The 18,715-nt window shown below is 62.7% G+C and carries 15 protein-coding genes and 1 tRNA gene; 3 read left to right on the top strand and 13 right to left on the bottom strand.

Going from position 1 to position 18,715, the window contains the following annotated elements; all coding sequences use genetic code 11:
• Positions 1-106 precede the first annotated feature (106 nt).
• Positions 107-1,453 (top strand): H(+)/Cl(-) exchange transporter ClcA, encoded by a 1,347-nt coding sequence (gene clcA / locus AZF01_RS04880; RefSeq protein ID WP_024709619.1) that lies wholly within the window; start codon positions 107-109, stop codon positions 1,451-1,453.
• Positions 1,454-1,456: 3 nt separating this feature from the next.
• Here clcA and AZF01_RS04875 read toward each other — a convergent pair whose 3' ends face one another.
• Positions 1,457-2,401 (bottom strand): formylglycine-generating enzyme family protein, encoded by a 945-nt coding sequence (locus AZF01_RS04875; protein WP_024709618.1) that lies wholly within the window; start codon positions 2,399-2,401, stop codon positions 1,457-1,459.
• 206 nt (positions 2,402-2,607) lie between these two features.
• A tRNA-Pro gene (locus AZF01_RS04870) sits at positions 2,608-2,684 on the bottom strand.
• Between the two features lie 522 nt (positions 2,685-3,206).
• Between AZF01_RS04870 and AZF01_RS04865 the strand changes: the two genes are divergently transcribed.
• Positions 3,207-3,704 carry a DUF2165 family protein gene (locus AZF01_RS04865; RefSeq protein ID WP_024709617.1) on the top strand — a complete coding sequence of 166 codons (498 nt, stop codon included), beginning with the start codon at positions 3,207-3,209 and terminating at the stop codon, positions 3,702-3,704.
• A 166-nt stretch (positions 3,705-3,870) separates the two neighbouring features.
• Here AZF01_RS04865 and AZF01_RS04860 read toward each other — a convergent pair whose 3' ends face one another.
• The 10 genes from AZF01_RS04860 to AZF01_RS04815 all read right to left on the bottom strand — a co-directional run bounded on the left by AZF01_RS04860 (position 3,871) and on the right by AZF01_RS04815 (position 15,222).
• Positions 3,871-6,465 carry a cation:proton antiporter gene (locus tag AZF01_RS04860; protein ID WP_024709616.1) on the bottom strand — a complete coding sequence of 865 codons (2,595 nt, stop codon included), beginning with the start codon at positions 6,463-6,465 and terminating at the stop codon, positions 3,871-3,873.
• Positions 6,466-6,623: 158 nt separating this feature from the next.
• Positions 6,624-6,932 (bottom strand): hypothetical protein, encoded by a 309-nt coding sequence (locus AZF01_RS04855; protein WP_152534617.1) that lies wholly within the window; start codon positions 6,930-6,932, stop codon positions 6,624-6,626.
• 100 nt (positions 6,933-7,032) lie between these two features.
• Positions 7,033-7,866, bottom strand: coding sequence for a polyphosphate kinase 2 family protein (locus AZF01_RS04850; RefSeq protein WP_024709614.1), 834 nt, complete (start codon positions 7,864-7,866; stop codon positions 7,033-7,035).
• Positions 7,867-7,939: 73 nt separating this feature from the next.
• Positions 7,940-10,489, bottom strand: coding sequence for a plasma-membrane proton-efflux P-type ATPase (locus tag AZF01_RS04845; protein WP_024709613.1), 2,550 nt, complete (start codon positions 10,487-10,489; stop codon positions 7,940-7,942).
• 283 nt (positions 10,490-10,772) lie between these two features.
• The gene (locus AZF01_RS04840) at positions 10,773-11,297 is read right to left on the bottom strand and encodes a MerR family transcriptional regulator (protein WP_024709612.1); all 525 of its coding nucleotides are present in this window, start codon (positions 11,295-11,297) and stop codon (positions 10,773-10,775) included.
• A gap of 103 nt (positions 11,298-11,400) precedes the next feature.
• On the bottom strand, positions 11,401-11,745 hold the full coding sequence (locus AZF01_RS04835) for an integration host factor subunit alpha (protein WP_024709611.1): 345 nt from the start codon (positions 11,743-11,745) through the stop codon (positions 11,401-11,403).
• 104 nt (positions 11,746-11,849) lie between these two features.
• On the bottom strand, positions 11,850-12,818 hold the full coding sequence (locus tag AZF01_RS04830) for a beta-ketoacyl-ACP synthase III (RefSeq protein ID WP_024709610.1): 969 nt from the start codon (positions 12,816-12,818) through the stop codon (positions 11,850-11,852).
• A gap of 57 nt (positions 12,819-12,875) precedes the next feature.
• The gene (gene plsX, locus AZF01_RS04825) at positions 12,876-13,922 is read right to left on the bottom strand and encodes a phosphate acyltransferase PlsX (protein ID WP_024709609.1); all 1,047 of its coding nucleotides are present in this window, start codon (positions 13,920-13,922) and stop codon (positions 12,876-12,878) included.
• 168 nt (positions 13,923-14,090) lie between these two features.
• Entirely contained in the window at positions 14,091-14,675 is a 585-nt protein-coding gene (locus AZF01_RS04820) for a DUF177 domain-containing protein (protein WP_024709608.1), read from the bottom strand.
• On the bottom strand, positions 14,668-15,222 hold the full coding sequence (locus AZF01_RS04815; RefSeq protein ID WP_024709607.1) for a ubiquinol-cytochrome C chaperone family protein: 555 nt from the start codon (positions 15,220-15,222) through the stop codon (positions 14,668-14,670). Before AZF01_RS04815 ends, AZF01_RS04820 begins: the two co-directional genes overlap by 8 nt.
• 307 nt (positions 15,223-15,529) lie before the next feature.
• Between AZF01_RS04815 and AZF01_RS04810 the strand changes: the two genes are divergently transcribed.
• A complete protein-coding gene (locus AZF01_RS04810) occupies positions 15,530-16,045 on the top strand; it encodes an outer membrane protein assembly factor BamE (protein WP_024709606.1) in 516 nt (171 codons plus the stop codon).
• Between the two features lie 103 nt (positions 16,046-16,148).
• On the opposite strand, the gene AZF01_RS04805 is transcribed toward AZF01_RS04810, so the two are convergent.
• On the bottom strand, positions 16,149-18,284 hold the full coding sequence (locus AZF01_RS04805) for a sodium-translocating pyrophosphatase (protein WP_024709605.1): 2,136 nt from the start codon (positions 18,282-18,284) through the stop codon (positions 16,149-16,151).
• Positions 18,285-18,715: the final 431 nt, after the last annotated feature.

The raw sequence follows: 18,715 nt of genomic DNA, 5'->3' as shown, positions 1-18,715 counted from the left end.
TGAAGGGGGATGCAACACGACGGGCCTTGCAAGCCCAAGGCTCCGATGCACCTGCTTTTCCGTTGATGTTGACCCCTTGCGATCCGGTTGGTTACCCATGGATGACATGTCCCAGCTTCCCGATCAACCCGGCGACCGGCGGGCCGAGGCCCGCTTCATCGTCCTGGCTGCGGCTGCGGGCATCCTGACCGGCACGGCCGGTTCGTTCTTCCACCTGATCATCGACAGGCTGCTCATCTGGCCGACCGTGCTGTCGCGCCATCTCGACGGCGCGTTCCTGGTCGGCGCTGCCGCGCTCGTCACCATGTGCCTCACGGTCGCTTCGGTCTATGTCGTTCGCCGCTATGCGCCGGAGGCCGGCGGCAGCGGCGTCCAGGAAATCGAGGGCGCGATGAGCAATCTGCGCACCGTGCACTGGCGCAAGGTCCTGCCCGTCAAATATCTCACCGGCATCGCGGCCCTTTCCTCGGGGCTGGTGCTCGGCCGCGAAGGTCCGACCATTCACATCGGCGCATCGATTTCGGCGGCGATCACCGACTTCTTCAAGGTCTCCGATGTGGAGCGGCGCGGGCTCCTCGGCGCGGGTGCTGCTGCCGGCCTTGCCTGCGCCTTCAATGCCCCGCTTGCCGCCGTGCTGTTCATCGTCGAGGAAACGCACAGCCAGTTTCCCTATACCTTCCGCACCTATATGGGCGTGATCGCCGCCGCCTTCTTCGCCACCGTCATGACGGAAGTCATCGGCGGCACGGCGCCCGATTTTTCCATGTCCGTGCCCGCTCCGGCACTGGCGCTGCTGCCAGCCTTTGTCATCCTCGGCTGCGTGCTCGGCGCCGTCGGCGTCAGCCTCAACGCCGCAATCATGGGCGTGAGCAACTTCGTCATGGCCATGCACAGGCGCGTGCCATACCTGATGCCGGGGCTGATCGGCCTTGCCGTCGGCGCGCTGTTCATCCTGTTTCCGCGCGCCGTCACCGGCGGCGAGAACGTGATCGTGATGATGGCGCGCGACAACCTGGCGCTCGGCGCGCTGCTGGGGCTTGCGGTGCTGCGTTATGTCAGCATGGTTGCCAGCTATTCCGCCGGCACGCCGGGCGGCATCTTCGCGCCGATGCTGGCGCTTGCCATCTGCATCGGGCTTGCCTTCGGCACAGCGCTTGCGGGGCTCCTGCCCGAAGGCGCCGCCGTGCCGCTTACCTTCGGCATTGCCGCCATGGGCGGGCTGTTCTCGGCATCGGTGCGCGCGCCGATCGTCGGCGTGGCGCTGACGCTGGAGCTCACCGGCGCCTACACGATGACGCTGCCGCTGATCGCCACCTGCCTGACGGCGAATCTCGTGGCGCAGTGGATCGGCGGTCATCCGATCTATGAACAGCTTCTGGAACGAACCCTGGCCCAGGCAGGCGTCCACCCCGAGCGCATGCCGAAGAAACGCTCCGGCTCCGGCATAGCCTGAGGTTCAGGCATCATAAGCCACGCGAAAACCGACATTGCTGGCCGCGCTGTCGGGCGTGAGCGCCATGCGGGCTGCGATCCGGTAGCGATAGCAATAGGAGATGTGGCAAAGGAAGGAACCGCCCTTCAGGAGCCTCTCGCCGGCGGCCGCCGCATCGGCATTTCGTTTCTTGGCGTGGCGCGAGAGCGAGCGGATGCGGAAGGGATCCGCCGTCCATTCCCACACATTGCCGGCCATGTTGTAGAACCCGCCCTCGTTCGGCGCAAAGGACCGCGCAGGCGCTGTGGCCATATAGCCGTCAGCCATGGTGTTGGTATGGGGAAAGGTTCCCTGCCATATGTTGCAGAAAACGGTCTCGTCGTCCGGCTCCTCGTCGCCCCAGGTGAACTTGCGGCCGCGCACGCCGCCATGGGCGGCGCGTTCCCACTCGGCCTCGCTCGGCAGCCTGCCGCCGACCCATTCGGCAAAGGCCAGAGCATCGGCATGCGAGACCTGGGTTACGGGATGATCGAGCCTGTCTTCGACCGAGCTTCCCGGCCCTTCCGGCTGACGCCAGCTGGCCCCGTCGACGCGCACCCACCACGGCGTTGACGGCGCATTGCCCGTAACTTCGGTCTCGGCGGGCAGGAGCCCGGCGAAAACGGCCGACCAGCCGAAACGCTCCGCCTCGCTGACATAGCCTGTCGCGGCGACGAAATCGGCAAAGCGGCCGATCGTCACCGTCTGGGCTTCCAGCAGAAAGTCGTTGAGCTTCACGCTGCGCGCCGGTCCCTCTCCATCAAGCGGGATGACCGGATTGTCCATGCCCACATGGCTGCGTCCGCCGGGAATGAAGATCGCATTGGAGCGCTCGCCGGCAACGGAAGGCGCGGCGGCGGGCGCGGCGGCGGGCACCGGCTCTCCTGCATTGCGCGAGACGGCACAGCAGCCCTTGACGGCATCATCCATCGTTCTTCTCCCTCACTGAAGCGGGTCATGCCCGTTCCGGTTGCTCTCAAGCGACTTCTAGAGCTTTTTCGGTTGATTGGAAACCGTTTCCGCAACGGGAGGACGGGCGAAGAAGCCTGCATGGCCCGAAGGGCGATCACCCCGGTCCATTTTCTCAATCGCTTGTATCCGTCTGATTTTCAGGACGTTTTTGGGGGAAGTTTAAATGGTCGGGGTGGCGGGATTCGAACCCACGACCCCTTGACCCCCAGTCAAGTGCGCTACCGGGCTGCGCTACACCCCGACCAGCCATAACGGCCCGTCCCCATTAGACTTTCGGGTTTCTGTGCGCAAGAGGGAATTTCGCTTTCCTGAACAAAAACGGAAAAAACGTCCCGAACACTCGGTCGAGAGGCTAGCGCATCGGGCCGAAAATCGAAATCGATTCTCGAAAGGCACGATGCGTAGATTCAATAGGTTAGAGCGTCCTTTGTGCGTGCGAATGGACGCAGGACGCTCCAAAAGCCCCGAGAAAGCCCCCGGCTGCAGGGCCGCCAGAGCAGGTTCGGTCGGTGCAAGGATGACGCGCCTCGAAGAAACGCGCAACCGCTCATCAGAACCGCAACTGACAAGTCTGCCTGTATCCACCCGGCCTCACATCATGGTAACGCCCGCGAACAACCGCTCAGCCGCCCTTGAACGGGCAAGCGTCTCAATCCCTTCGCGCGATTGGCGGTGCGCTGACAGTTGTCAAATCCGAGCAAAGAACGTCAGTGCAACCTTCACTTGTCGTTCCGGAATACGAAATGCCAGGGAGTCTAGTTTCATGACCATCAGATTGTCGAAGTCCTTGACGGTTCTCGCGATAGCCTTTTTTGCTTCGCTTGTGGCGTTCGGGAATGTCACGGATTACGGGTCGAACTTTGCGTTTGTTCATCATGTTTTCCTGATGGACACCATTTTTCCCGACTCATCCATCAAGTACCGGGCTATCGAGTCCGAAGCGCTCCATCACGCGGGCTACATCTTCATCATCGCCCTGGAGACCCTCACTGCGCTGTTTTGCTGGATCGGAGGGTTGCGTTTGCTTGCTGCCGTTCGGCGCCCCGCGCAGGTGTTCAACGCCGCCAAGAAATGGGCGGTCGTGGGGCTGACGCTCGGTTTTCTGACCTGGCAGGTCGGCTTTATGTCGATTGGCGGCGAGTGGTTCGGAATGTGGATGTCCGACCAGTGGAACGGCGTATCCAGCGCATTCCGCTTCTTCATCACGATCATCGCCGTGTTGATCTATCTTGTACTGCCTGACACGGATGACGCCGTTTAGCGCCGTGCGTCCATTCGGACGCACAAAGGACGCTCTAACCTATTGAATCTACGCATCGTGCTTTCCGAAAATCAGACCCGATTTTCGGGCCGATGCGCTAGCGCCTCCGCTTTTCCTGGACCGCTTTGGAGCGCGTGCGGCCTTTGAACCGTCGCGGCCGCTCGGCTCAAGGCTCGCTCTGGTAGAACTGTCTTCGCGCCCTCGGCCTGAGCGAGCCGGCTTTCACGAGGATCGACCGAATATGCGCGGTCTGCTCATCGGCAGGGCGATCGAAGGTTTCGGGCGGAATGATGACGCCGCGCTCGGCAGCGCTTTGAATGACGGCGGTGCGGAAAGCGCCTTCGCGCGCCATGAAGGTGCGGAAAGTGTGCTCGTCCAGCGTCAGCAGCGTGCAGTCCGTCACCGCCGTCACCTGGATCGGCCGGCGGCGCTTGGCCAGAACGGCAAACTGGCCGAAGAGGTCACCCTCCGTCAGCCTGAGCTTCACCCCGTCGGTAACGACCGTGACCGTGCCGGCGGCGATGAACCAGACCTCGCGGGCCGAGCTCTCCTTCCTGAGGATATGCTGGCCCGGCGCGGCGTAGACGATGCGTATTTTCTTGCGCAGCAGCTTGCGTTCGCGCTCGGTGAAGTCGGCGAAGGCGGCGAAGCCCTCCACCGTGACGCGCTTCTGCCGCTTCAGGTCGAGAACCGGACGGCCCTTCAGTTGCGCCCGTCTTTTGTCGATATCCGCGCCAAGAGTCGCGCGCAGTTCCGGGCCTATCAGCCCGTCCTCCACCAGCGCCTCATATTCGCCCTCCTCCAGCTGCAGCGTGGTACGGCGGATCAGCCGCCGCTCGAGTTCTTCCGCATAGCCGGGAAATTGCAGCCTGAGGGTTTCGAGTTCATGGCGCGCTTCCTCAAGGCGGCGGTTGAGCAATTCGTGCAAAAGTTCGCCGACGCGCCGGCCATGGATGCGGCGAATGCGTTCGTCAATGAACAGTTCCAGGCGCGGCAGCACCATGCTGTAGGATACGAGCACATCGAACCGGTCTTCCAAAAGGCTGGCGAGCGGGCGGGCGATGCCGAAATAATTGTGGAGGAGCGTCGCCACGCGAAAGCGCAGATTCGTGCCATAAACCCGTCGCGAGGCCGCCCGGTAGCCCGCCCGCCCGCCGGTGCGCGTTGCCTCGATAATCATGTCGGCGCCGATCACCAGACGCTCGGCAAGGTCTGCGGAGATGATCTGGTCGCGGTAGCCTTCAAGGATCGAATCGCGCTCGTGCGCAGCCAGCGCGACAAGGCCGAGCGTGATCCGGTCCCGGTCCTGCAGCCGCTCCGTCGCGTCGGTCTCCTCCACGGCCGCATCGACGCGCTCGGCGAAGCGCTTGGCCTCGTCGCGAACGATCTCGCGGGTCAGTCCGAGGTCGCGCGCGGTCTCGGAGACCCGCTCGCGCACGCTCTGCAAGGCGACGGCGATCACCTGGTTGCTGAGCGCGACATCGAGCGGGCTGAGCCTGTCGAGCTTGAGCCTGCGGATGATCCAGCGCAGCGTCGTGCCCTGAACGATCAGGGTGAACAGGGTGAAGCCGGTTGCAATCAGGCCGACCTGGTGCTTGATGTCCTGCGGCACGTAGCGGTTCTCGGTGACCGCCAGCGCCAGCGCCAGCGTGACCGCGCCCCTGAGCCCGCCCCAGAGGATCGCCACGCTGTAGGGCCGTTCCATCTTCGGAGACAGCCTGAAATAGGCGAGGACCGGCAGCACGCCGAACAGGATGAGCGCCCGGGCGACAAGGGCCGCGACCACCACGACGGCGATCAGAAACAGGTCGTAGAGCACAAACTCCGAAAGGAGTTTGGGGATGAGGATGGCGGCGAGAATGAAGATCAGCGAACCAGCCCAATGGGCGATCAGGTCCCAGGTATCGCGCATCTGCAGGTTCAGGGCAGGCGTGAAGCGCGCCGTCATGTGGAGATTGATGGTCAATCCGGCGGCAACCACCGCGATCACGCCGGATGCCGAAAACTGTTCGGCCAGCAGGTATGTCAGCAGCGGCACGGCGACCGATACCGAGATCTGGCCGCGCGGAAAATCCGGCATGCGGGCGATAACCTCGACGGCGAAGCGCCCGGCGGCGATGCCGATCAGGCCGCCAACGCCGGCGATCCAGGGAAAGGTGACAAGCGCGGGACCGAGCCTGGGATTGGCGACATTGACGGTGACGAAGCCCAGGAACAGCGAGAACAACGCGATCGCCGCCGCATCGTTCAGCAGGCTTTCGCCCTCCACGATGCGCGCCAGCCGCTGGGGAGACGGCGTTGCCTTGAAGATCGAGACGACGGCGGAGGGATCGGTGGTGGAGACGATCGCGCCGACCAGAAGGCAGGCGGCGAGCGGCAGACCGGCGACCGGATAAAGCGCGAAGCCGACGGCAAGCATGGCGACGAAAACCGCAAGAACCGCCAACACAAGGATCGGCACCCAGTCATCCAGCATGCGCCGGATATCGATATTGAGCGCCACCTGAAACACGAGCAGCGGCAGGAATACGTTGAGAAAGAAACTCGCCCGTATCGGCAGGTTCAGGATGCCCAGCGCCAGGGGATTGAGTGCATTGGTAAGGCTCGTCTGCCAGAAAAAGGTGGCGGCAATGCCGATGCCGATACCCATGGCGGCAAGGATCACGGAAAAAGGCAGGCGGAGGCGCGCCGCGAGCGGCTCGCTCAGCCCGATGACCGCAAATATGCCCGCGGCAATTGCGACGAGGATCGCAAGCTCCACTCCACACATCCTTTCCCAAACGCTTGGCGCGACGAAGCCGTGGCTCTTCGTCGGCCGGGTTCCATTACCCAAACCCTTGAAGATGTTCAACTTAGCCGAAATCACGCGCGCAAGTCAGCAAGCGTGAACGTTTTTATTCGCGATTGAAGGAATTGTTCTCAGAACACCGCCAGAAAGAAGGCCGCGATCGCGGCAAGGATGACGGCCGCCATGAGCTTGACCCAGAAGCGGGTTCGATTGGCAACCGGCGTCGGCATGCTGCAGGCGGAGCAAACGGCAGGCCCGAAGCGCAGATGATGGTCGCAATATTGGCAGTAGAAAACCCGCATGTCTTTCGCGCCCTCCTGAAAGGCGTCGATGTCGAGTCGATCGCGGCCCGCGCGCGGACCATTGTCAGGCAGTCTACACTTCGCACAACCAAGAGAGGCATAATGATGCAGTGCAATATAAGACTGCAGCACCATCACCCATTGTCTCTTGGGGCATTATGACAGATAATAACTTACTTGCAAGGAGCGTTATCGCACCGCAGCACAACCTTTCAGCGTAATCATCAGGATACCGGCTTTAGCCGCTGCGCACCGCATGGTGATATTTGCGATAGATCTCATCGAGGTCGACCGTCGGCTGCGGCGTTTCGATCCTCATGTCGACAAGGGTCTTGTGGATGATCTCAGCTGCCGCCAGGTTGCGGAACCATTTCCGGTTGGCCGGCAGCACATACCAGGGCGCATGTTCGGTCGAGCACTTCGACAGCATGTCCTCATAGGCCGCGATGTAGTCATCCCAGCGTTCCCGCTCGGAATAGTCCGAGCCGGAAATCTTCCACTGACGCTCCTTGTCCTCCAGGCGCTTCTCGAACCGGTCGAGCTGTTCATCCTTGGATATATAGAGGAAGAACTTGACGATGCTGACGCCGTTTTCGGAGAGAAACTCCTCGAAATGGTTGATTTGCCGGTAGCGCTTGGACCAGACGCTTTCGGGCACGAGATTGTGGACGCGGGCGACCAAAACGTCCTCGTAATGGGAACGGTTGAAGACGGCGACCTGGCCGAGCGCCGGCGTGCGCTGGTGCACGCGCCAGAGAAAGTCGTGGGCCTTTTCCGTTTCGGTCGGCTGCTTGAAGCTCGCGACATAGGTGCCCTGCGGGTTCATTGCCCGGATCACATGCCAGCACACGCCGTCCTTGCCGGCGGCGTCGATGCCCTGCAGCACGACGAGAAGCGCGTGCTTCTTCTCCGCATAGAGCTTTTCCTGCAGCGGCGTGATCTCGTCGAGCACCGCGTCAAGCGCGGCCTTGCCCTCTTCCTTGTCCTTGATATTGCCGTGAAAGGACGGGTCGATATCGGCAAGCCGGACCGTGCTTCCGGGCTCGATCCTCAGTTTCTCGCGAAAATCCATCGGCAAGCCTCCTGTTGTTGACAAAGACTAACGCATCGATCCGAAAACCGAAATCGATTTTCGGATCGATCCGCTAGCGGAACAGCCGTTCGTTGACCACGTCGATGGACATGGCCCGCCGGGCGCTGCGGTTTTCAAGAACGTGGTCGATGCCGATCCTGACCAGCCCGATGATGAACAGCCAGACAATCAGGTAGACCCAGACGAGACCGATCAGTTTCCACGGAATCTCGGGCACGATAATGCCGAAACCGCACATCAGGACGGCCACCAGTTGGGTGGCGAAAATGGCGATAAGCAGCGGCCGGGCCGGATAGGGCTTTTTCAGGAACCAGTTCTCCTTGCGGCTGACCAGCATCAGAAGATGGCCGCCGGCAACCAGTTGCAGGAACATCATCGACTGCAGATGGGACTGGTCGGTCAGCCCCAGCCCCGCCCAGCGTCCCGGCTCGGAGAGAACCTCCATGCCCATCAGCAACAGGCCGAAGGACTGGACGATCGAGGCAAAGCCGAGAACCGCCGAGACCGACAGAAGATGCGGCATGCGCCACCGGATCGGCTGTTCGGAAACGCTGGTATTGTCATAGGCCACCGTCATGATCGGGATATCGTCGAGAAGCGACATGAGCACGATCATGATCGGCGTCAGCGGCTGGAAACCGAGAAAGATGGTCGAGAGCACCACCAGGAACATGATGTCCATGGTCAGCGCCACGCGATAGATCGTGTAGCTGGTGATCCGTCCGAAGATGCGCCGCGCCTCGTCGATGGCATTCTGGATCACGGAAAGGCCGGGCGCCGTCAGGATCAGCGCCGCAGCGCCGCGCGCCGCATCCGTCGCGCCGGAAACGGCGATGCCGCAATCGGCCTGTTTCAGCGCCGGCGCGTCATTGACGCCGTCGCCGGTCATGGCCACCAGATGGCCGTTCTTCTGGAAGGTCTTGACGATCGCGTATTTGTGCTCGGGAAACACCCGGGCAAAGCCGTCCGCCGTCAGGATCCGGTCGGCTATCGGGCCGGGCACGTTGTCGGGGTCCATATCCTTCGGAAACACCTCCGCCGCCGGCAGGATATTTGTGCCGAGACCGAGCTGGCGCGCCGTCTCCTTGGCGATCGCGGTGTCATCGCCGGTGATCATCTTCACGGAGACGCCCTTGGCGCGGACATTCTCGATCGTCTGCTTCGAATCATCGCGCGGCGGATCGAACATCGGCAGTATGCCGAGCAGCGTCCAGGTCTCGCCGCCGTCATCGGATCGGGCCACGGCGAGCGCGCGGTACCCCTTGGCGCCAAGTTCGGCGACATGGGCGTCGACTTCATCCGCCACCGCCTTGTCCGCATTGGCCAGGAGAACGATCGCATGCGGCGCGCCCTTCGATGTCAGGAACGCCTTGCCGTCCGCACCGCTGACCGCCGCTTCCGTGCGTTTCGACACCGGGTCGAACGGCGTGAACTTGCTGATGGTGTATCGCTCGAGCACGGCCTTGTCGGCAAGCGCGCCGATCACCGCGCCGTCGATCGCGTCGCCGTCTTCGGCGCGCGAGGCAAGCGCGCCGGCCAGCACGATGTCCTCAGGCGTGGCTCCGCCGACGGGGATCGGATCGCCGAGCGTCAGGATATTCTTCGTCAGCGTGCCGGTCTTGTCGGAGCACAGGATGTCGGCGCCGGCCATCTCGTCGATGGAGGACAGGCGCGAGACGATGGCCTTCTCCTTCGACAGCGCCAGCGCGCCGAGCGCCATGGTGATGGAGAACACAGCCGGCATCGCCACCGGAATCGAGGCCACCAGCAGCACCAGCACGAATTGCAGGATGCCGAGCGCATCGGCGAGACCCCAGTTGTCGGTCTTGACGATGTCGACATAGACCTGGACGGCGACCATGATCATCGCCAGCACGACCGCCACGACGATGAGAAAGTTGCCGATCTGGAACATCGCCTTCTGCGCCTGGCTGACGGCGCCGGCCCCGGCCACAAGCTTTGCCGTGCGGCCGAAGAAGGTTTCCGACCCCGTTCCGGTGACGACGGCCGCCATCTCCCCCTGCTTCACCACACTGCCCGAATAGGCCGTGTCGCCGACCGTCTTGTTGACCGGAAGCGACTCGCCCGTCAGCGCCGCCTGGTCGATCGAGGCATAGTCGCCGGAGACCAGACGGACATCGGCGGGCACGATGCCGCCGAGCCTGATCTTGATGATGTCGCCCGGCACGAGCGTCGCAGCGTCGATGACGGCGAACTTGCCGTCGCGCAGCGCCGTTGCCTGCGGGGCGAGCGAATTCTTCAGCGCCGCCAAAGCGCTCGTCGCCTTGCTGTCCTGGTAGAATTCGAGCCCGGCATTGAAGACCAGAAGGCCGAAGATGATGAAGAAATCGCCCCAGTCGCCGAGGATCAGGGAAACCAGCGCCGCGGCCTCGATCATGAAGGCGATCGGACCGACGAAGTGGCCGGCAATCTTCTTGAAAAGATTTGTCTTTTCCTCCGGCAGCGCGTTGGGGCCGTATTGCGCCAGCCGCTTTTGCGCCTCCGCCGCGCTCAGCCCCTTTCCTGGGTCGACGCCGAGCTTCTCAAGAACCGCCTCGACCGGCATGCTCTCCAGGTCGTTGGCCACCGCATTCTCCGCCATCATCATTCTCCATGTCATGGCGCACCGCGCCGGGGACTGCCGTCGCGCTCCGCAAACCCACCCCGAAAACCGGCCCATATTGAGACGATACGAAATTGCCACCATAAGTGGAAGCAGAACGGAACGGTTTTGGCAATACGGGAGTCGCACTTCCCCGCCCTGCGGACACTATAACGCAGACGTGAAGACAGGAATTTGAAGACGGTCAAAGTCGGGGCAGAGGTTTGCCGCGGGCGCCGAAGCCCCTGCCGCGGCGGCCGCTTCCTCCAGAGGAGGAAGGCGGTCAGCGCACCTGATCGAGCAGACGCTTGCATTCCAGCAGGTCGTAGAGCACTTCCTGCAGCAGCGCGTCATCCGAACGCGCGAGGCCGGAAGCGGGGTCGATGGCCCCCTCCTCGTCCTTCTTGCGGCGGAAGAAACCGGTCCCGCCCGCCTTCTTTGGACGGCCCACCACCTGGTCATCATCGAAAATCGAAGGCTGGTCCTCGTGCTGCCGGGCCTCGGGAGGGACGGCCAGCGCCTCGACAAGCTCGGCATCGCCGCTGCCGATCGCGGTGACGAAACGGTTGCCGTTGCTCTTCAGCAGCTTCTGGACGCCCTTGATGGTGTAGCCGTGATCATAAAGGAGATGGCGGATCCCCTTCAGAAGCTCGATGTCCTCGGGGCGATAGTAGCGCCTGCCGCCGCCCCGCTTCATCGGCTTGACCTGGGTGAAACGCGTCTCCCAGAAGCGCAGCACGTGCTGCGGCAGCTCCAGTTCTTCCGCCACTTCGGAAATGGTGCGAAATGCCTCGGGAGACTTGTCCATGGGTTCAGCCGTCCTCGCCTGCCACAATGATCGAATCAGACCTGCATTTCAGCGCGATAAGGCCGGCAAGGCAAGCCGGGCGAAAACCGTTCCGGCAGGCGCCTCAGGAGGCCGACTTCTGCGCAGCCTTTTCCGCCTTGTGCTTGCGGTTGAGATGGGCTTTGAGAATCTTCTGCTTCAGCACGTTGGAGGCCTTGAAGGTCATGACCCGGCGCGGCGAGATCGGCACTTCCTCGCCGGTCTTCGGGTTCCGGCCGATGCGCTCGTTCTTGTCGCGCACCTGAAAGGTGGCGAAGGAGGAGAGCTTCACCGTCTCCCCCTTGACGATCGCATCGCAGATCTCATCGATAACGGTCTCGACCAGCTCGGCCGATTCCGTGCGGGAAAGTCCCACCTTGCGGAACACCGACTCGGCCAGATCCGCACGCGTCACAGTTTTGCCAGGCATCGCCGCATCCCAAATTCTGTCAAAATCCCCTTGAACATGACACTATTGCCGCGGGGCAAAGCGGTCAAGCGTGTGAAAGGACTGATTTCGTTGCCGGAAGCGCATTACCAGCGCAAAAGCACCGCACCCCAGGTAAATCCGCCGCCCATCGCCTCCAGCATCACCATGTCGCCGCGCCGGATCCGGCCGTCGCCCGCCGCCGTTGCGAGCGCCAGCGGGATGGAGGCCGCCGAGGTGTTGGCATGCCGGTCCACGGTCACCACCACCTTGTCCATCGGGATGCCGAGCTTCTTGGCTGAACCCTCGATGATCCTGCGGTTCGCCTGGTGCGGCACCAGCCAGTCGAGCTCGTCGATGTCGATCTCGGCTTCCGCGAAAGCCGCCTCGATCACATCGGTGATCATGCCGACGGCATGCTTGAAGACCTCGCGGCCCTCCATGCGCAGGTGGCCGATATCGCCGGTGGTGGACACCCCGCCGTCGACATAGAGCTTTTTGCAATGGGAACCGTCCGAGCGCAGGCTGGCGGCAATGATACCGCGGTTCCCGGCGTCGCCCTCCTCCTGTGCCTCCAGCACAAGCGCGCCGGCGCCATCGCCGAACAGCACGCAGGTCGTCCGGTCGGTCCAGTCGAGAAGCCGCGAAAACGTCTCCGCGCCGATCACCAGAACCCGGCGCGCCCTTCCGGCGCGGATGAAATTGTCGGCCGTCGTCAGCGCATAGACGAAGCCGGAACAGACCGCCTGCATGTCGAAGGCAAAGCCGTGCTCCATCCCGAGCCGGTTCTGGATGTTCACCGCCGTTGCCGGAAAGGTGTTGTCCGGCGTCGAGGTCGCCACCACGATCAGGTCGATATCGGCCGGCGTGAGCCCCGCATTGTCCAGCGCCGCGCGCGCGGCCTTTTCGCCGAGCGATGCCGTGGTCTCGTCGGGACCGGCGATATAGCGCTGGCGAATGCCGGTGCGCTGCTGGATCCAGCTGTCGGAGGTGTCCACAAGCTGCCGCAGTTCGTCATTGGTCACCACGCGCTCCGGCAGCGCCGAACCGAAACCACAAACGACAGAACGGATCATACTGTTATTCCTTGTTGGCAGGCTCCATGGCCGGAGGGCCGATGACGCACTGCCGCTTCAGGCCGCTTCCGGCCCCATGGGTGATTCATTACGCGCATGGTACTCGCTCAGATCATGCTGGATCTTGGCCTGCAGACCGTTATGCACCATGTCATAGGCAACCTCGATTGCCGAGGCATAGCCCTCGGCATCGGTGCTGCCGTGACTTTTGATGACGATGCCATTCAGGCCGAGAAAGACCCCGCCATTGACCTTGCGCGGATCAAGCTTCTCGCGCAGCATGCGGAACGCGCCGCGGGCAAGCAGATAGCCGATGCGCGACATCAGGGTCCGCGACATTGCCGAACGCAGGTATTCAGCGATCTGGCGGGCCGTGCCCTCGGCCGTCTTCAGCGCGATATTGCCGGTAAAGCCCTCGACGACGAAGACGTCCACCGTGCCCCGGCCGAGATCGTCGCCCTCGACAAATCCGGCATAGTCGAGATTGTCGATGTCGGCCTCGCGGAGAAGCTTCCCGGCTTCCTTGACCTGCTCGACGCCCTTCACCTCCTCGACGCCGACATTGAGGAGGCCGACGGTCGGTTTCTTGAGCTCGAACAGCGCGCGCGCCATCGCCCCGCCCATCAGGGCGAAATCGAGGAGTTGCTTGGCGTCCGCGCCGATCGTCGCGCCAATGTCGAGAACGATGCTTTCGCCTTTCAGCGTCGGCCATATGCCGGCGATCGCGGGGCGGTCGATATCGGGCATGGTCTTCAGACAGAACATCGCCATGGCCATCAGCGCGCCGGTATTGCCCGCCGAGACGGCCGCGTCGGATTCGTTCTCCTTCACCGCCTCGATCGCTCGCCACATGCTGGAGACGTTGCGGCCGCGCCGCAAGGCCTGGCTTGGCTTCTCGTCCATGCCGACCGCAACCTCGCAATCGACAATGCGCGCCTGTTCCTTGAGTTTGGGATAGGACGCAAGCAGCGGTTCGATGGCGGATTGCTGGCCGTAGAGAATGTAGCTGATGTCGGGATGGCGCGTCAGGGCCTCGGCCGCGCCGGCAACGGCGACCTCCGGTCCGACATCTCCCCCCATGGCATCAATGGAAATTCTAATCAAACGTTCGGGATCCCTGTTTGCACGCATCCGGAGAAGCCGGGCCAAAATACCGTTTTTGCTGCGGGAGACAACTGCCGCGAGGCAAAAACAGCAATTAACATGCGAATTGCCGGAAAGTCCGGCCCGGCAGCGCCGCAGCCAGAGCCGGACCGGCTCGTCCGCCCTTTTCTATCGCGCTCCTCCGCCCTTCCAGTCCTTCAGCGCGGCGAAGGGCGAGCCCTTCTGGTCCGCAGCCGTCGTCTCATCCGCTTCATCGCTGATTTCGGGCGGCAGTTCCGCATCGGGCTTGCGCGGATAGGGATCGATGGCAAGGCCGATCGCTTCGATGACGACAGCGGCGATATCGATCTCGCTGCCGGAAAAAGGCTCCGGATCATCAGGCCCTTCGGGATCGACCAGAAGTTCGCCTTCCTCATTGACCTTGCGCCTGAACTGGCGGGACTGCTCGGGGAGATAGGTCGCATCCACCGGCTCGGCAAGATCCGACTCGATCGGCTCCAGCGTCACCACGCAGGACTGCACGATATGCGCCTTGACCTCACCCCTCACCCGCACGCCCTCGCGCCGGAAAGGCGTGATCCTGAGATCGGCCGCAAGCGCGGTCACGGCATCGACTTCGAGAAAGCCGGCCAGCCGCTCAAGCTCGTCTTCCTTCGCTTCAAGGCGCATTTCGAACGGCACCGCAGCCGCGCGCGCAACCGTAAAGGGGCGCGAGAACGGCAGCGGCTTCTCGTTCGCATTCCTGTCAGGCACGTCCAGTCTCCATGCTTTCGGGCACGAGGAAGCTCACCATCCCCGTTTCCACCACAATTTCATCGATCCTGCCGAGGTGATCGGCATTTTCCAGCATCCAGCGGGCAAGCTCCGCCATCTCGGCGTGATCGGCATCTGCCGCGTGAATATTCTGTGCAAGCGCGATTGCAAGCTGTTCCAGATCGCGGTGCTGCAGACAGCGCACATAGCGTTCCAGGCGACCATAGAACATGCCGGCCAGCTTTTTCATCCGCTTGGGAACCGAATTGTCGCCGACGCCAAGCTCGCGAATCGAATAGTCGATATCCATGAAGAAGGCGTCGACGACCTCCTGGGCCATCTGCTTGCCGCTGTCCGAGGATTTCGAGGTGCGCTGCAGGAAAAGGATCATCACCACGGACAGCATCTCGAAACGGCCCATCACCGTATCCGGAACACCGTAATCCGTATAGAAACAGGGTTGCCGCGCCGTTGCCGTGATCACGCCATATTGGCGCTGCACGATCATGCGGTTGGCGCGGTTCTTGCCGAAAATCCTCAGGACCATTCCACTCTCTTTGACTTGGCTTTAGCCACTGGCCGCAAACCGCCCGAACAATTGCATCCCGGCACAAGCTGGTTTATCCAGTTGAGTTGGAAAACGCGAGGCTTCGGGTTCATCCGGCAGCAGGCGGTCTGTGCGCTCAAACAGAACCATGGTCAATGGTAGTTTGCGCGTCCCGCGCCCGCAACCGGGAATCGCGGCCAAAGCCGACCTTCGTCGAAGGCGACGCCTGAATGATATGAAACACGGCGGCCGGCCGGAAGGCTTCGCCGGCCTGATATGAAGTTTGCCAGGGAGTGGACGCTTGAAGATGCGCCGAGACTATTTTGATTTCAGACCGGTTCGTCCGGCTGCCGCGGGCGCGCTCGTCGCCGTCGCGCTCTTTACCGCAGGGTGCTCGACCTCCGACGTGATCGGCACCAAGGATGTCTTCTATCAGGGTTATGTGGTCGACGAGGAGCGGCTGCAGCTTGTGAAGGAAGGGTCGAGCCGCGAGCAGGTCGTGCTGACGCTCGGCCAGCCGTCAACGACGGCGACCTTCGACAACGAGGTCCTGTTCTACATCTCGCAGCGCAAGGAGCGCCGTTTCGAGTTCCAGAAGCCGCGCCTCGTCAATCAGGAAATCCTGGCAGTCTACTTCAACAGCAATGGCCGCGTCGACAAGATCGCCCGCTATACGCTCGAAGACGGCAAGGTTGTCGACATGGTCTCCGATACGACGCCGACCGGGGGCAAGGACATCACCTTCATCCAGCAGATCCTGCAGGGCACCGGCGCCAGCGCCGCCCGCGACTTCTTCGCCACCAATGGCGGGGCGATCCAGTAGGGCGCACGGCGAAGCCCCAAGCGACGAAGACCCCGCCTGCAACACAAGGCGGGGTCTCTTTTGTTTTCCCGGCGGAGCGGTTCCGCCGGGTGATGTTCTTTGCTCAGGCGAGCACAGCCAGGAGCAGAAGCGCCACGATATTGGTGATCTTGATCGCCGGGTTGACGGCAGGACCGGCCGTATCCTTGTAGGGATCGCCGACCGTATCGCCGGTGACGGAGGCCTTGTGGGCATCCGAACCCTTTTCGTGGGTTACCCCGTCGGCATCGACGAAGCCGTCCTCGAAGCTCTTCTTGGCATTGTCCCAGGCGCCGCCGCCGGACGTCATCGAGATGGCGACGAACAGGCCGTTGACGATCACGCCGAGAAGCGAGGCGCCGAGCGCCGCGAACGCCGAGGCTTTCGAGCCCGACATCAGCCAGACGCCGAAGAAGACGACGAGCGGGGCAAGGACCGGCAGCAGCGAGGGGATGATCATCTCGCGGATCGCGGCCTTGGTCAGCATGTCGACGGCGCGGCCGTAATCCGGCTTTTCCGTTCCGCTCATGATGCCGGGCTTTTCCCTGAACTGACGACGCACTTCGGCAACGACGGCGCTCGCCGCGCGACCGACCGCCGTCATCGCGATGCCGCCGAAGAGATAGGGGATCAGTCCGCCGAAGATCAGGCCCGCCACCACATAAGGGTTCGACAGCGAGAACGAGATGTCGCCCATATTGGCGTAGAAGGGATAGGTGTCCCCGTTTGCCGCGAAATAGGCGAGGTCGTTCGAATAGGCGGCGAACAGCACCAGCGCCCCGAGACCGGCCGAACCGATGGCATAGCCCTTGGTGACGGCCTTGGTGGTGTTGCCGACGGCATCGAGCGCATCGGTCGATTTGCGCACCTCCGGATCGAGGCCGGCCATTTCGGCGATCCCGCCCGCATTGTCGGTCACCGGCCCGAAGGCGTCGAGCGCCACGATCATGCCGGCAATGCCAAGCATGGCGGTGACCGCGATCCCCGTGCCGAACAGGCCGGCAAGCTGGTAGGTCGAGATGATGCCGCCGCAGATGACGATCGCGGGAAGCGCGGTAGCCTCAAGCGAGACGGCAAGCCCCTGGATGACGTTGGTTCCGTGGCCGGAGACCGAGGCCTGGGCGATCGAAACCACCGGGCGCTTGCCGGTTCCGGTATAATATTCGGTGATGACGACAATCAGCGCCGTGACGATCAGGCCGACAATGCCGCAGATGAACAGGGCCCAGCCGGTGATGTTGCGCCCGGCGACCTCGCCGATGGAGCCGAAGCCGACGGTGAGCCAGGTGGCGATGCCGAGTCCGACGATCGACAGCAGGCCGGTGACGATCAGGCCGCGATAGAGCGCGCCCATGATCGAGCCGTTGGCGCCGAGCTTGACGAAGAAGGTGCCGACGATCGAGGTCAGGATGCAGACCCCGCAGATGGCGAGCGGCAGCAGCATGACGTCGCCGAGAATAGCCGTTCCGCCGAAGAAAATGGCGCCAAGCACCATGGTTGCGACCACCGAGACCGCATAGGTCTCAAAGAGGTCCGCTGCCATGCCGGCGCAGTCGCCGACATTGTCTCCGACATTGTCCGCGATCGTCGCCGGGTTGCGCGGGTCGTCTTCGGGAATGCCCGCTTCAACCTTGCCGACGAGATCGCCGCCGACATCGGCGCCCTTGGTGAAGATGCCGCCGCCGAGGCGGGCGAAGACCGAAATCAGCGACGCGCCGAAGCCGAGTGCGACAAGCGCGTCGATAACCTCGCGCTCATCCGGCGCATGGCCGAGCCCCACGGTGAGGATGTAATAATAAACGGATACGCCGAGAAGGGCGAGACCGGCAACGAGCATGCCCGTGATCGCGCCGGATTTGAAGGCGATGTCGAGCCCGGCCGGCAGGCTGTAGGAGGCCGCCTGTGCGGTGCGCACATTGGCGCGCACCGAAACATGCATGCCGATGAAGCCCGCGGCTCCCGACAAGACCGCCCCGATGACGAAGCCGATGGCGGCGGTCAAGGACAGCAGCAGCCAGGCCAGAACGAAGACGACGACGCCAACGATCGCGATCGTCGTGTACTGGCGCGTCAGATAGGCCTGCGCCCCCTCCCGGATAAAGCCCGCGATTTCCTTCATGCGCGGGGTTCCCTGATCGGCGACCATGACCGAACGCGTCGCCCAAAGGGCGTACACGATCGACAACAGGCCGCAGACAATCACGGCAAGCAATATCATCATTTCTCGCTTTCCTTCCCTCACCGGCATGCACCGGAAAACGGCCCTGGCCGCCCGGCTCCGCCGAACTTGTTCACCGGCCGCTCCCGACCGTCCGCGCGAACAAAAGTCGCGAGAGCGCCAGAAGCCGCACCGTTCAATCCGCAGAACGCCTCATTCCCCTCCACGCCCTGCGGGCAGGCACGAGAGTGCTGCGGAGCGGGCGAAGCGTCAAGTGCTTCGTTCCGACAATAGGAGAGCGGAATGCGGCAAAGCTTTGCGCTATCGCAAAGGCGGAAGCGAAAATGAAACGATTTAACCCGCCCTTCGGTCAGGAAATTCGCTTGAGGTCAGCCCTTTCGCCGAGTTCGGACGCGCCGTAAGGCAAAATTCAGGTGGAACGCCGTTGCATAATTAATTTAATAGTATTAATTTAACCTCATTAAATTAACTGC

Origin of the sequence: Martelella sp. AD-3 (assembly GCF_001578105.1) — a bacterium.
Lineage (GTDB): Bacteria > Pseudomonadota > Alphaproteobacteria > Rhizobiales > Rhizobiaceae > Martelella.
The sequence above is the reverse complement of the archived record's forward strand: the minus strand, read 5'-3'. Positions and strand labels throughout refer to the sequence as shown.